13 protein-coding genes and 1 riboswitch are annotated in these 12,238 nt (G+C 66.3%); of the genes, 2 read left to right on the top strand and 11 right to left on the bottom strand.

Annotation, left to right across the window (positions count from 1 at the left end):
• Nucleotides 1–49: 49 nt before the first annotated feature.
• From nusB to CPBF1521_RS19080, 4 genes are all read right to left on the bottom strand, one after another.
• Complete coding sequence (gene nusB, locus CPBF1521_RS19095) at nt 50–538, bottom strand: transcription antitermination factor NusB (RefSeq protein ID WP_104649432.1); 489 nt, start codon at nt 536–538, stop codon at nt 50–52.
• Entirely contained in the window at nt 535–999 is a 465-nt protein-coding gene (gene ribH / locus CPBF1521_RS19090; protein ID WP_039423375.1) for a 6,7-dimethyl-8-ribityllumazine synthase, read from the bottom strand. The genes nusB and ribH overlap by 4 nt, the downstream gene beginning before the upstream one ends.
• 253 nt (nt 1,000–1,252) lie before the next feature.
• On the bottom strand, nt 1,253–2,392 hold the full coding sequence (ribB, locus tag CPBF1521_RS19085) for a 3,4-dihydroxy-2-butanone-4-phosphate synthase (RefSeq protein ID WP_104585536.1): 1,140 nt from the start codon (nt 2,390–2,392) through the stop codon (nt 1,253–1,255).
• The gene (locus CPBF1521_RS19080; protein ID WP_104585583.1) at nt 2,389–2,991 is read right to left on the bottom strand and encodes a riboflavin synthase; all 603 of its coding nucleotides are present in this window, start codon (nt 2,989–2,991) and stop codon (nt 2,389–2,391) included. The genes ribB and CPBF1521_RS19080 overlap by 4 nt, the downstream gene beginning before the upstream one ends.
• A 162-nt stretch (nt 2,992–3,153) precedes the next feature.
• Nucleotides 3,154–3,330: riboswitch (FMN riboswitch) on the bottom strand.
• Nucleotides 3,331–3,548: 218 nt separating this feature from the next.
• Here CPBF1521_RS19080 and CPBF1521_RS19075 point away from each other — a divergent pair.
• The gene (locus tag CPBF1521_RS19075) at nt 3,549–4,172 is read left to right on the top strand and encodes a hypothetical protein (RefSeq protein ID WP_115677936.1); all 624 of its coding nucleotides are present in this window, start codon (nt 3,549–3,551) and stop codon (nt 4,170–4,172) included.
• A gap of 95 nt (nt 4,173–4,267) precedes the next feature.
• On the opposite strand, the gene ribD is transcribed toward CPBF1521_RS19075, so the two are convergent.
• From ribD to CPBF1521_RS19050, 5 genes are all read right to left on the bottom strand, one after another.
• Nucleotides 4,268–5,362, bottom strand: coding sequence for a bifunctional diaminohydroxyphosphoribosylaminopyrimidine deaminase/5-amino-6-(5-phosphoribosylamino)uracil reductase RibD (gene ribD / locus CPBF1521_RS19070; RefSeq protein WP_115677935.1), 1,095 nt, complete (start codon nt 5,360–5,362; stop codon nt 4,268–4,270).
• Nucleotides 5,353–5,838: a GNAT family N-acetyltransferase gene (locus CPBF1521_RS19065; protein ID WP_164739764.1), complete on the bottom strand. Its 486-nt coding sequence runs from the start codon at nt 5,836–5,838 to the stop codon at nt 5,353–5,355. Before CPBF1521_RS19065 ends, ribD begins: the two co-directional genes overlap by 10 nt.
• Nucleotides 5,835–6,359 (bottom strand): transcriptional regulator NrdR, encoded by a 525-nt coding sequence (gene nrdR / locus CPBF1521_RS19060; protein ID WP_006453216.1) that lies wholly within the window; start codon nt 6,357–6,359, stop codon nt 5,835–5,837. Before nrdR ends, CPBF1521_RS19065 begins: the two co-directional genes overlap by 4 nt.
• 101 nt (nt 6,360–6,460) lie before the next feature.
• Nucleotides 6,461–7,714: a serine hydroxymethyltransferase gene (gene glyA / locus CPBF1521_RS19055; RefSeq protein WP_104649428.1), complete on the bottom strand. Its 1,254-nt coding sequence runs from the start codon at nt 7,712–7,714 to the stop codon at nt 6,461–6,463.
• A gap of 199 nt (nt 7,715–7,913) precedes the next feature.
• A complete protein-coding gene (locus CPBF1521_RS19050) occupies nt 7,914–8,438 on the bottom strand; it encodes an RcnB family protein (RefSeq protein ID WP_104585544.1) in 525 nt (174 codons plus the stop codon).
• Between the two features lie 226 nt (nt 8,439–8,664).
• Between CPBF1521_RS19050 and ettA the strand changes: the two genes are divergently transcribed.
• A complete protein-coding gene (gene ettA, locus CPBF1521_RS19045) occupies nt 8,665–10,326 on the top strand; it encodes an energy-dependent translational throttle protein EttA (protein WP_016904669.1) in 1,662 nt (553 codons plus the stop codon).
• Nucleotides 10,327–10,379: 53 nt separating this feature from the next.
• Here the strand turns inward: ettA and def are convergent, their stop codons facing one another.
• Together def and arsC are read right to left on the bottom strand one after the other, a co-directional pair.
• A complete protein-coding gene (def, locus tag CPBF1521_RS19040) occupies nt 10,380–10,895 on the bottom strand; it encodes a peptide deformylase (protein WP_016904668.1) in 516 nt (171 codons plus the stop codon).
• 260 nt (nt 10,896–11,155) lie between these two features.
• Nucleotides 11,156–11,578, bottom strand: coding sequence for an arsenate reductase (glutaredoxin) (gene arsC / locus CPBF1521_RS19035; protein WP_115677971.1), 423 nt, complete (start codon nt 11,576–11,578; stop codon nt 11,156–11,158).
• Nucleotides 11,579–12,238 lie beyond the last annotated feature (660 nt).

Genomic DNA, 12,238 nt, shown 5'->3' with positions numbered 1-12,238 from the left:
ACGGTGCTCTTACGATTCCCCATTCCCGACTCCCCATTCCCGCGGCGCCTCAGGCGCTGCTGGCGCCGCCGGTGCCCGATTCCACCTTGCGCCACTCCACCGAGGCGCGATCCAGCACGCCGTTGACGTAGGTGTGGCCGTGCTCGGAGCCGAAGCGCTTGGCGGTTTCGATCGCTTCGTTGATGACCACGCGGTACGGCACGTCCTGGCGATACAGCAGTTCATAGGCCGCCAGGCGCAGCACCGCACGTTCGATCGCGTCGACCTCTTCCACGCCGCGATCCAGATACGGGGTCAGCGCGGTATCCAGCTCGGCGCGGTTGGTCAGCACGCCTTCGACCAGGTTTTCGAAATAGGCCAGATCGGCCACTTCGTGCGCCTGCTCGTGCGCAAACTGGGAGATCACCTGCTTGGCGAACCCGCCGGAAATCTGCCAGGCATACACCGCCTGCAAGGCACGCCGACGCGCGCGCGAACGCAGCACCGGATCGATGCCGTCGCGACGGACGTGGCGGGCATGTCCACCGGACTTGCTCATGGCAACAACTCCATCAAATTGACCAGTTCCAATGCCGCAAGCGCGCATTCCTCGCCCTTGTTGCCATGGCTGCCGCCGGCACGCGCCTCGGCATCTTCCACGCGCTCGACCGCCAGCACGCCGTTGAGCACCGGCACGCCGGTCTGCAACTGCACGCTCATCAGGCCTTCGGCGCACAGGTCGGCGACGTGTTCGTAGTGGCGGGTGTCGCCGCGGATCACGCAGCCCAGCGCGATGATCGCCGCATGCTGGCCGGATTGTCCCAGGCGGTTGGCCGCGATCGGAATTTCCCAGGCGCCCGGCACGCGGACCACGTCGATGGCGTCCTCGCCGATGCCGTTGCCGGCCAGGCTCTGGCGCGCACCGGTGACCAGCGCGTCGGTGATGCGGGCATTCCAGCGGCTGGCGATGATCGCAAAGCGCGCGGTGGTGGGGCGGAGATCGCCTTCGTAGTGGGTCATGCGGGTCGGCAACTCTAGGGGGCGGCAAGTTTAACAGCTGCCGGGGCCCGGCCCGGCCGATGGGTGCCGGCCGGGGCGCCGAAGCAGGCCCGGCCATGTCTGCAGCAGGCGGCGCGCGGGCGCAGCACCGGCTGGCGCAACCGCAGGCCGGCGTGGTCGTTGCGCAACCACCGCAGGAACCGCTCGACCGACACGGTTCCAGCGGCGCGTGTGGCAACGACCGCAGCGCCGACTCCAGGCCGCCGGCCCTGCGTCAGGGCAGCGCGGCGACCGGCACCGCACGCACGCCTTCGCCGGGATGGCATTCCAGGTACTCCACCACCTCCAGCCCGAACCCGGCCAGGCCCACCTGACGGCGCGGCGTGCCCAGCACGCGCAGCTTGCCCAGGCCCAGCTCGGCCAGGATCTGCGCGCCTGCGCCATTACGCCGCCACTGGCTGACGTCCTTGGCGTTGGTGGCCGCTTCCGGTTGCTGGCGCAGCCGCGCCAGCAGGGATTCGCTGTCGCGCGGCGCCGACAGCACCACCATCACGCCCTGCCCTTCAGCGGCGATCGCACGCAGCGCATCGGTGGCCGCCACGCCGAAGTCATCGCGCTGCCAGTGCAGCAGATCGGCCAGCGGGTTTTCCACCTGCACGCGCACCAGCGTCGGGGTGGCCGGATCGGGCGTGCCGCGCACCAGCGCAAAATGCAGGTCGTGCGCGATGCGGTCGCGGTAGGTCACCAGCGTGAACGGGCCGAATTCGGTGCTGATCTCGCGCGCGTCCACACGCTCGACGGTGTGCTCGTTGGCCAGTCGGTAGGCGATCAGATCGGCGATCGAACCCATCTTCAGCCCGTGCTCGCGCGCGAACACTTCCAGCTGCGGGCGCCGCGCCATGCTGCCGTCCGGGTTGAGCACTTCCACCAGCACGCCGGCCGGTTCCAGTCCGGCCAGCATCGGCAGGTCGCTGGCCGCTTCGGTGTGGCCGGCGCGGGTCAGCACCCCGCCGGGCTGGGAGATCAGCGGGAAGATATGCCCCGGCTGGCTCAGGTCCTGCGGCCTGGCATCCGGCCGCACCGCGGTGCGTACCGTGTGCGCACGGTCGTAGGCGGAGATGCCAGTGGTCACGCCTTCGGCCGCCTCGATGCTGACGGTGAAGTTGGTCTGGAACTGCGCGGTGTTGTTGCGCACCATCGGCGCCAGGCCCAGCTGCGCGCAGCGCTCGCGGGTCAGCGACAGGCACACCAGCCCGCGCGCGTGGGTCACCATGAAGTTGATGTCCGACGGCTTGACCAGCTCGGCGGCCATGATCAGATCGCCTTCGTTCTCGCGGTCTTCGTCATCGACGATCACCACCATGCGGCCTGCGCGCAGTTCCTCGATCAGTTCCGGAACGGGTGCGAAATTCATGCCGCACCCCGCGTGCCGAGCAGGCGTTCGACGTAGCGCGCCACCAGATCGATCTCCAGATTCACTGCCGCGCCGACCGCCGTCCGCGCAAACGCGGTGTTGGCCACCGTGTGCGGAATCAACGCGACCTCGAAGCCGTCCTCGTCCACCTCGTTGACGGTCAGGCTGACTCCGTCCACGCAGATCGAGCCCTTCTTGGCGACATAGCGCAATACCGACGACGGGGCGGCAAACCGCCAGCGCTGCGCCCGTGCATCGCCATGCACCGACTGCACCTGGCCCAGGCCATCGACATGGCCGCTGACCAGATGCCCGCCGAGGCGGTCGGTCGGGCGCATCGCACGCTCCAGATTCAGCAGCGCGCCTTCCGGCAAGCTGCCCAACGTGGTCAGCGACAGGGTTTCGGTAGAGGCGTCGGCCTGGAAGCTGCCGGCATCGAACGCAATCACGGTCAGGCACACGCCGTTGACCGCGATGCTCTCGCCCAGTTGCACCGCGTCGAATGGCAGGTTGCCGGTGGCGAAGGTGAAACGCACATCGCCGCCTTGCGGCTGGCGCGCTGCCAGATGGCCGACGCCTTCAATGATTCCGGTAAACATCAGCATGCCCCCGTCGTTGACGACAACGGAGCGCACGCAGTGCGGAGGAAGATCGCGACGCAGCGCGACGGGTGAGGCAGGGACATAGTCGTTTCTCGCAGGAGTTGAGCGAAAAACGCCACAAGGCAAACAGGCGCGCGCACAGCCGCGAGGCTGCGCGTTGGCCGTCTTCTTTCATCCGGACTATACCGTCGGCCCCGGCATCGCACCGGATCTGCTGACCTTGCGCAGCGGGTTTCGCGTGGATCCGCTCAACTCCGATGTGCAAGCGCTCGCGGGCTCGCATGCTTGCGCATGCCTACCGCCGGTGGGGAATCGCACCCCGCCCTGAAGACGTTCGTGAGTACCGGCGAACCGGTGCGCAAAGTCTAACAGGGCCGATCGGCGCGATGGCTGAGCGTCAGCGACGGCTGGCAGGACACTGCGTCATGGGGGGAAATCCCCCATAGCCAGGATTGTGAAGGATCTGTTAATTTACCCGCCGCGACGGGAGACGTCGCTTTTTTCCTCCCGCAACGGGACGGAGACACGGACATCAATTCGGAGAGAGACATCCAATGCGTAACACCCTGATCCTGGCTGCCGTGCTGGCCGCCGCACCGTTTGCCGCATCGGCCGAAGGCCTGAGCTATTCCTACGTCGAAGGCGGCTGGAACCGGACCGAAATCAACGTCAACGACGCGTCCGACGATATCGACGGTGGCTACATCCGCGGTTCCTGGCAGATTGCCCAGCCGGCCTACCTGCTGGCCAGCTACGAACGTGCCACCAAGGATTACAACCTCGGCAGCGGCTTCGTGATCGACGGCACCCTGCAGCAGGCCACGCTGGGGATCGGCTACCGCCAGGAAATGACCGAGCGCGTCGAGTTCACCGCCGACATCAGCGTGCTGCGCACCAAGATCGAATCCGACCTGCGCCTGCGCGGTCGCTCGATCGACAACGCGTCCGACTCGACCAACCTGGGCTTTGCCAACCTGGGCCTGCGCGGCAAGCCCTCGCCGCGCACCGAAGCCTGGATCAAGGCCGGCTACATCGACGGCAGCGACGTGGACGAAGGCGAGTTCGTCGGCACCCTGGGTGGCCAGGTCAACTTCACCCGCACCTGGGGCCTGGTTGCCGAAGCGCAGTTCGTCGACAACGCCAACCAGTACAAGGTGGGCGTGCGCGCAAGCTTCTGATCGGCGCGTCGCAGATGCACGAAGGCCCCGCATGCGGGGCCTTTTTCATGCGCGCAACCACACGCCCGCGCGGCATCGGGCAAGCGGTGCAGTGCTCATCCGGCAACAACCGGCGCATAACGCAGACGCAGATCCTGCCCCAGCTGGCGCACATCCAGCAGCTGCAACGCAGACCGCTGTGCCATCGTCTCGATGCCTAGCCCGGCCAGCAGCGGCCTGGCGGTATCGCCCAGCAGTACCGGCGCCACGTAGACCAGCAATTCGTCGACCAGCCCGGCCTGCAGCAGCGCACCGCTCACTGTTGCGCCGGCTTCCACATGCACCTCGTTGATGCCGCGCTCGGCAAGCAGGGCCAACACGGCACCCAGCTCGAAACGGCCGGCATGCAACGGCATCGCAATGAACTGCGCATCGTCCAGCGACGGCGCGGCCACATCCTCACCATGCAGATACAACGTGGGCGCATCGCCCTGGCGAATGGTGTTGCATGCCAACGTCCGCAACCCGGCGTCGAGCACCACGCGCAGCGGCGGCACGAACGGCGTGTCATCGCCCAGCCGCACCGTCATCGATGGGTCGTCCGCCAGCACCGTACCGGCGCCAGTGAGGATCGCGCCGGCACGCGCACGCCAGCGCTGCACATCCGCGCGCGCATCGGCGCCGGTGATCCACTTGGATTCACCGCTGGCCAGCGCAGTCCGTCCATCCAGGCTGGCGCCGAGCTTGACCCGCAGCCACGGCCGCCCGCGCTCCACCCGCGATAGGAATCCCCGGTTGAGTGCGCGCGCCTGTGCCTGCAGGACCCCGCTGAGCACCTCGATCCCGGCCTCGCGCAGCAGCGCGAACCCGCCACCGTTGACCTGCGGAAACGGGTCGGCCATCGCCGCGACCACACGCGCCACTCCGGCATCGATCAAGGCCAGGGCACAGGGCGGCGTGCGTCCGTAGTGCGCGCACGGTTCCAGCGTGACGTAGGCGGTGGCGCCCCGCGCCAGCGCGCCGGCTGCGCGCAGCGCGAACACTTCCGCATGCGGGCCGCCGGCACGTTGATGAAAACCTTCGCCCACGCACACGCCATCGCGCACGATCACGCAGCCAACCATCGGATTGGGGCGCGTGGTGTAGGCACCGCGCTCGGCCAGACGCAATGCCTGGGCCATCCAGCGGTGATCGTCGGCCGTCACGCGCACTGCAGCACCGGCGCGATCTGCATCACCACGATCTGCATCGGCCCCAACAGCAATTCTGCATGCGTATGCCAGCCCAGCCGCTGGTAGTACGGCGACAGTGCTGGCTGGCAATACAGATATAAGGCCGGCACGCCCATGCGCGCGGCGGCCTGCACGCAGTGCGTCACCAGCGCCTCGCCGATGCCCTGCCCGCGCGCCTGCGGCTGCACGTACAGCGACGCCAGCCAGGGCGACCACTGGCGAATACGCGCATCGTCGTTTTCCAGCAGGCTGACCGACCCGAGCCACTGTGCCTGATCGAGCGCAACCCACGTGGTTGGGATCACGCCGTCGCGGCTGTGGCTGCGCAACTCGCGCAAGGCCTCATCGAAATTCCAGTCCGGCAACAGGCTGCCGAAGGCCTGCAGATGCGCCTGCGCGAGGGCGGGCAACAGCTCCGGCGTGTCGGCCACGCAGGCGATGCGCATCGCGCTCACCGCTTGCCGGGCTTGCCGGCGCGTTCCAGCGCCGCTTCCAGCAGCGGCAGTTGCTCGATGCCGACCGGCAGCTCGCGCTCGAGCTTTTCGATTTCCTCGCGGAAATCGGCCACGTCCTGAAAGCTGCGGTACACCGAGGCAAAGCGTACATAGCCCACATGATCGAGCTTGCGCAGCTCGACCATCACGTATTCGCCCACCCGCAGCGAGCCGACCTCGCGTTCGCCGGACATGCGCAACTGATGCACCACCGCGCGCACCGCCGCTTCGATCTGTTCTTCGGACACCGGGCGCTTTTGCAGCGCGCGGTCGAAACTGGTGCGCAGCTTGCGCGCATCGAAGGCCTCGCGCCCGCCGTCGCTCTTGACCACGGTCGGCAGCTTGAGTTCGATCGTTTCCAGGGTGCTGAAACGCTCGCCGCACGCCTCGCACTCACGGCGCCGACGAATCGTCGTGCCGTCTTCGGACACGCGCGAATCGATCACGCGGGTGTCGTTGTGCTGGCAAAAGGGGCAGTGCATCAGGCGTCCGGGAATAGGGAGAGGGGAATAGGGAATCGGAACGGCACAGCTATCGCAGCGTTGCTTTTACCATTCTCGTCTCCCTATTCCCCATTCCCATCTCAGCCATACACCGGATACTTCTTGCACTGCGCCGTCACCGCGTCGCGGACCTTGGCCAGCACCGCTTCGTCGCTGGGGGCGTCGAGCACGTCGGCGATCCAGTTGGCCAGGTCGATGCTGTCCTGCTCCTTGTAGCCGCGGGTGGTGATCGCCGGGGTGCCCAGGCGCAGGCCGGAGGTGACGAACGGCGAGCGCGGGTCGTTGGGCACCGAGTTCTTGTTGACGGTGATGTGCGCCTTGCCGAGCGCGGCTTCGGCGTCCTTGCCGGAAACGTCGCGGCCGATCATGTCCACCAGCATCAGGTGATTCTCGGTGCCGCCGGACACGATCTTGTAGCCGCGCGCGATCAGCGTGTTGGCCATCGCCTGCGCGTTCTTGACCACCTGCTGCTGGTAGGTCTTGAAGTCCGGCTCCAGCGCCTCCTTGAACGCCACCGCCTTGGCCGCGATCACGTGCATCAGCGGGCCGCCCTGGATGCCGGGGAACACGATCGACTGCAGCTTCTTCTGCAACTCTTCGCTCGCGCCCTTGGCCACGATGATGCCGCCACGCGGGCCGCGCAGGGTCTTGTGGGTGGTCGAGGTGACCACGTGCGCATGCTCCAGCGGGCTCGGATACACACCGGCGGCGACCAGGCCGGCCACATGCGCCATGTCCACGAACAGATACGCACCGACGCTGTCGGCGATGGCGCGGAAGCGCGCCCAGTCGATCTTCTGCGAATACGCCGAGAAGCCGGCCACGACCATCTTCGGCGTGTGCTCGGTGGCCAGGCGCTGGACCTCGTCGTAATCGATCAGGCCCTGCTCGTTGACACCGTACTGCACCGCGTTGAACAGCTTGCCGGAGACGTTGACCTTGGCGCCGTGGGTCAGGTGACCGCCGTGGGCCAGGCTCATGCCCAGGATGGTGTCGCCCGGCTGCAGCAACGCCAGATACACTGCCTGGTTGGCCTGCGAGCCGCTGTGCGGCTGCACGTTCGCATAGTCGGCGCCGAACACCTGCTTGATGCGCTCGATCGCCAGCTGCTCGGCAATGTCGACGAACTCGCAACCGCCGTAGTAGCGCTTGCCCGGATAGCCTTCGGCGTACTTGTTGGTCAACTGGCTGCCCTGGGCTTCCATCACCAGCGGGCTGCAGTAGTTTTCGCTGGCGATCAGCTCGACGTGATCCTCCTGGCGGCCGGCTTCGGCAGCGATGGCCTGGGCCAGTTCGGGGTCGTAGGTTTCCAGTCGGACGTCGCGCGAGAACATGCAGAGCTCCGGGGCAGCTGTTGCCAGTAGGGGCGCCGATTGTAAGCCCCCGCGTGGACAGGTGACCAATTGCGGCGCCGGCGCGGGCCACGCGGGCCTTGGCGCGCCCGGCCCTTGAACGACGAGGGCGCACCGGAGTGCGCCCTCGTGTAAGGCCCTGCCCGCTCGCCGGGTCAGGCCGGCCAGGCCACTGCTGAACTTAGTTGTTGAGCACCAGGTCGGCGATCACACCGGTTGCAATGGCCACAAGCAGCAGATTGCCGGTGTTGTCGCGCTGCCAACGGTAGCCATACGGCGGGCGGCGCAGGTTGTAGCGGTCGTAGTCGTTGATCACGTAGACCGGGCCGTGGTAGCGCTGACCGCGGGCCCAGTACGGGCGCGGCGGCGGACCGGCGCGGTAGTAGTTGGGGCGATCGTAGACATAGACCCGATTGCGGTCGTAGCGACGGTCCTGATAGCGCGCGTCGCGATAGCCCTCGCGGTAGCCGTTGCTGTAGTAACGGCGGTCCTGGCGCCACTCGCGGCGGTCTGCGCGGCGGTCATCACGCCATTCGCGGCGGTCATCCCGGCGGTCATTGCGCCAGTCGCCGCGATGATCGCGGTGGCCGTGGTCATGCCCACGGCGGTCGTCGCGGTCCCAATCCCCGGCAAATGCGGCCGGTGCGGCGAAGCCCAGCGCCAAGATGGAGGAAAGCACAACAGTCACGATGCGTTTGCGGTTCATGGGATTGCTCCTGTCTGCGATGTCGCAATTTCATTAAGGCGCCAACCGCCTTAACGCTTTCTTGCTGGAATCGATTGCGAAAACGCCCATTCAGGTGACAGGTAAGCTGCCGTTTAGCTGCCGCATCGCCGCCGCGAGCCAGGCCGCTTGCCCGTATAATCGGCGCAATCCCTTTTCCGCTGCCTCCGGCCCCGGCCGGTGGGCTGCCTGCGTCCACGGAGCACCCATGTCGCAATACATCTACACCATGAACCGCGTCAGCAAGGTGGTCCCGCCCAAGCGGCAGATCATCAAGGACATCTCGCTGAGCTTTTTCCCGGGCGCCAAGATCGGCCTGCTGGGCCTGAACGGCGCCGGCAAGTCCACGGTGCTGAAGATCATGGCCGGCGTGGATACCGATTTCGAGGGCGAAGCCCGTCCGCAGGCCGGCATCAAGGTCGGCTACCTGGCGCAGGAGCCGCAGCTCAACCCCGAGCACACCGTGCGCGAAGCGGTCGAGGAAGGCGTGGGCGACGTGCTGCAGGCACAGGCCGCGCTGGATGCGGTGTACCTGGCCTATGCCGAGGAAGGCGCCGATTTCGACGCGCTGGCCAAGGAACAGGAACGCCTGGAGGCGATCCTGGCCGCCGGTGACGCGCACACCCTGGAGAACCAGCTGGACGTGGCCGCCGATGCGCTGCGCCTGCCGCCGTGGGACGCCATCGTCGGCAAGCTGTCCGGTGGCGAAAAGCGCCGCGTGGCGCTGTGCCGCCTGCTGCTGCAGAAGCCGGACATGCTGCTGCTGGACGAACCGACCAACCACCTGGACGCCGAGTCGGTGGAGTGGCTGGAACAGTTCCTGGCGCGCTACACCGGCACCGTGGTGGCGGTCACGCATGATCGCTACTTCCTCGACAACGCCGCCGAGTGGATCCTGGAGCTGGACCGCGGCCGCGGCATTCCATGGAAGGGCAACTACACCGACTGGCTGACCCAGAAGGACGAGCGCCTCAAGCAGGAAGACAACCAGGAAAAGTCACGCCAGAAGGCGATCCAGAAGGAACTGGAATGGTCGCGCCAGAATGCCAAGGGCGGGCGCACCAAGGGCAAGGCGCGTCTGGCCCGCCTGGAAGAGCTGCAGTCGGTGGATTATCAGCGCCGCAACGAAACCAATGAAATCTTCATCCCGCCGGGCGAGCGCCTGGGCAACTCGGTGATGGAGTTCAAGAACGTGTCCAAGAAGTTCGGCGACCGCCTGCTGATCGACAACCTGTCGATGATCGTGCCGCCTGGCGCCATCGTCGGCATCATCGGCCCCAACGGTGCCGGTAAGTCGACCCTGTTCAAGATGATCACCGGCCAGGAAAAACCCGATTCCGGCGAGATCGTGATGGGCCCGACCGTGCAGCTGTCGTACGTGGACCAGAGCCGCGATGCGCTGGAGGGCAACCACAACGTGTTCCAGGAAATCGCAGGCGGCCTGGACATCCTCAACATCAACGGCGTGGAGATCCAGTCGCGCGCCTACATCGGCCGCTTCAACTTCAAGGGCCAGGACCAGCAGAAGATGGTCGGCTCGCTCTCCGGTGGTGAGCGCGGTCGTCTGCACATGGCCAAGACGCTGCTGCAGGGCGGCAACGTGCTACTGCTCGACGAACCGTCCAACGACCTGGACATCGAAACGCTGCGTGCGCTGGAAGATGCATTGCTGGAGTTCCCGGGCAATACCTTCGTGATCTCGCATGATCGCTGGTTCCTGGATCGCATCGCCACGCACATCCTGTCGTTCGAAGGCGAGTCGCACGTGGAGTTCTTCCAGGGCAACTACCGCGAGTACGAAGAAGACAAGCGCCGCCGCATGGGCGATGACGCCGGTCCCAAGCGTCTGCGCTTCAAGGCGCTCAAGTAAGCACGACAAGGGCGCCGCAAGGCGCCCTTGTCACATGCGATGCCGCGGTGCGATCACAGGTCGTAGGACAGCACGTCCTCGAAACCGAAGGTGGCGAAGTTCTCGATCCGCGAGGGGTACAGGCGGCCGACCAGATGGTCGTATTCGTGCTGCACCACGCGTGCGTGGAAGCCTTCGGCCTCGCGCTCGATCGGGCTGCCGTCCGGCGCGAAGCCGCGGTAGCGAATGACGCGATAGCGCGGAATGACGGCACGCAGGCCGGGAATGGACAGGCATCCCTCCCAGCCGTTTTCCATCTCCTCCGACAGCGGTTCGATCTGTGCATTGGCCAATGCGGTGCGCGGCACTGCCGGCGCCTCGGGATAGCGATCGCTGGCTTCGAAGCCGAACACCATCAGCTGCAGATCCACTGCGATCTGCGGTGCGGCCAGGCCGACGCCGCGCGCATCGTCCATGGTCTCGAACATGTCGGCCACCAGCGTGCGCAGCTCGGCGCTGCCCAGGTTGGTCACTGGTGGCGCCACGCGCAGCAGGCGCTTGTCGCCCATGCGGATAATCTCGCGAATCATCTGGCTGCTCCGGGGAAACGTTGTGGCGATTCTAGGACCTGTGCGGTAGGGGCAGGTGAGGTTGGGGAATGGGGAATGGGGAATGGGGAATGGGGAATGGGGAATGGGGATTGGGGATTGGGGATTGGGGATTGGGGATTGGGGATTGGGGATTGGGGATTGGGGATCGGGGATCGGGGATCGGGGATCGGGAGTCGGGAATGGGAATTAGGGCGACTGCGCTTGATGTGGGATGACTGCGTGTTCCGGGTATCTGTCTATCAGCCCGTTACGCGTTGCCCGGCATCGTCCAGCACGCGTTCGCCGTCTTCCTTGACGAAGCCGTGCGTCGCCGGCGGCAGCAGGTCCAGCACCCGTTCGGAAGGGCGGCACAAGCGCGTCCCCAGCGCGGTTTGCACGAAGGGTCGGTTGATCAGGATCGGATGCGTGAGCATGGCGCTCAGCAGCGCTGCGTCGTCCAGCGTGGGATCGTCGAGCCCGAGTTCCAGATACGGGGTGCCTTTCTGACGCATGGCCTCACGGACCGGAATGCCGGCGGCAGCGATCAGGGATTGCAGTGTTTCGCGTGTGGGCGGGTGTTGCAGGTAGTCGACGATCTGCGGCTCGATGCCGGTATGACGGATCAGGGCAAGGGTGTTGCGGGAGGTTCCGCAGTCGGGATTGTGATAGATGACGGCGTGCATGGAAGCCTGGTGCGCGGGGTTGCTGACACTATAAATCGCTGCGATGGAATGGCATGCGCAACCAGCGCAGCGTACGCGCAGCGCGCCGATGCCGATGCCGATGCCGATGCCGATGCCGATGCCGATGCCGATGCCGGGCATCAGCATCTCGCCAGCAGGCGCCAGTGCACGGCTTGCACACGTTGGTGCATCCGCGCTGCCTGCACAGGCCCTGCCGCTGGCCTGGGCGGACTACGGCCCCTCTCCCCTCGGGAGACGGGTTGGGGTGAGGGTACGGGCCGAAGCGCAGATAGACCCGACGCTGTACTCAAGCTCCGCCGGGCTCCGCGCGTGCCCTCATCCGCCCCTTCGGGGCACCTTCTCCCAAGGGGGAGAAGGGAGACGTGATCCGGCTACTGGCGGACCAGCAAGGCATTCGACACGGCCGGTTCGCGTCAAACGCTGGCCGGTCCGCTTGCCAATTGCCGTTGCGCGATCCGGAAATCCCCCTCGGCGCAAGTGCGCAGGTGACTGTTTCAGGCGCTCGTTTCGCATTCAGCACCCTACATGTCAAAAGATTGACACACATCACGGATTCATGATTCAGTCATGAACAGACTGAAACGGAAGGATTCCCCCGACGCTGGTGTCTGCACGGCGTCCCTTTTCCCTGCTGGACCC

It is taken from the genome of Xanthomonas euroxanthea (assembly GCF_900476395.1).
Classification (GTDB): domain Bacteria; phylum Pseudomonadota; class Gammaproteobacteria; order Xanthomonadales; family Xanthomonadaceae; genus Xanthomonas; species Xanthomonas euroxanthea.
The sequence above is the reverse complement of the archived record's forward strand: the minus strand, read 5'-3'. Positions and strand labels throughout refer to the sequence as shown.

What these genes read in the sequence shown, in the direction of transcription:
- nusB (WP_104649432.1), bottom strand. Translation starts at nt 538, where the DNA reads ATGAGCAAGTCCGGTGGACATGCCCGCCACGTCCGTCGCGACGGCATC.
- ribH (WP_039423375.1), bottom strand. Translation starts at nt 999, where the DNA reads ATGACCCACTACGAAGGCGATCTCCGCCCCACCACCGCGCGCTTTGCG.
- ribB (WP_104585536.1), bottom strand. Translation starts at nt 2,392, where the DNA reads ATGAATTTCGCACCCGTTCCGGAACTGATCGAGGAACTGCGCGCAGGC.
- CPBF1521_RS19080 (WP_104585583.1), bottom strand. Translation starts at nt 2,991, where the DNA reads ATGTTTACCGGAATCATTGAAGGCGTCGGCCATCTGGCAGCGCGCCAG.
- CPBF1521_RS19075 (WP_115677936.1), top strand. Translation starts at nt 3,549, where the DNA reads ATGCGTAACACCCTGATCCTGGCTGCCGTGCTGGCCGCCGCACCGTTT.
- nrdR (WP_006453216.1), bottom strand. Translation starts at nt 6,359, where the DNA reads ATGCACTGCCCCTTTTGCCAGCACAACGACACCCGCGTGATCGATTCG.
- glyA (WP_104649428.1), bottom strand. Translation starts at nt 7,714, where the DNA reads ATGTTCTCGCGCGACGTCCGACTGGAAACCTACGACCCCGAACTGGCC.
- CPBF1521_RS19050 (WP_104585544.1), bottom strand. Translation starts at nt 8,438, where the DNA reads ATGAACCGCAAACGCATCGTGACTGTTGTGCTTTCCTCCATCTTGGCG.
- ettA (WP_016904669.1), top strand. Translation starts at nt 8,665, where the DNA reads ATGTCGCAATACATCTACACCATGAACCGCGTCAGCAAGGTGGTCCCG.
- def (WP_016904668.1), bottom strand. Translation starts at nt 10,895, where the DNA reads ATGATTCGCGAGATTATCCGCATGGGCGACAAGCGCCTGCTGCGCGTG.
- arsC (WP_115677971.1), bottom strand. Translation starts at nt 11,578, where the DNA reads ATGCACGCCGTCATCTATCACAATCCCGACTGCGGAACCTCCCGCAAC.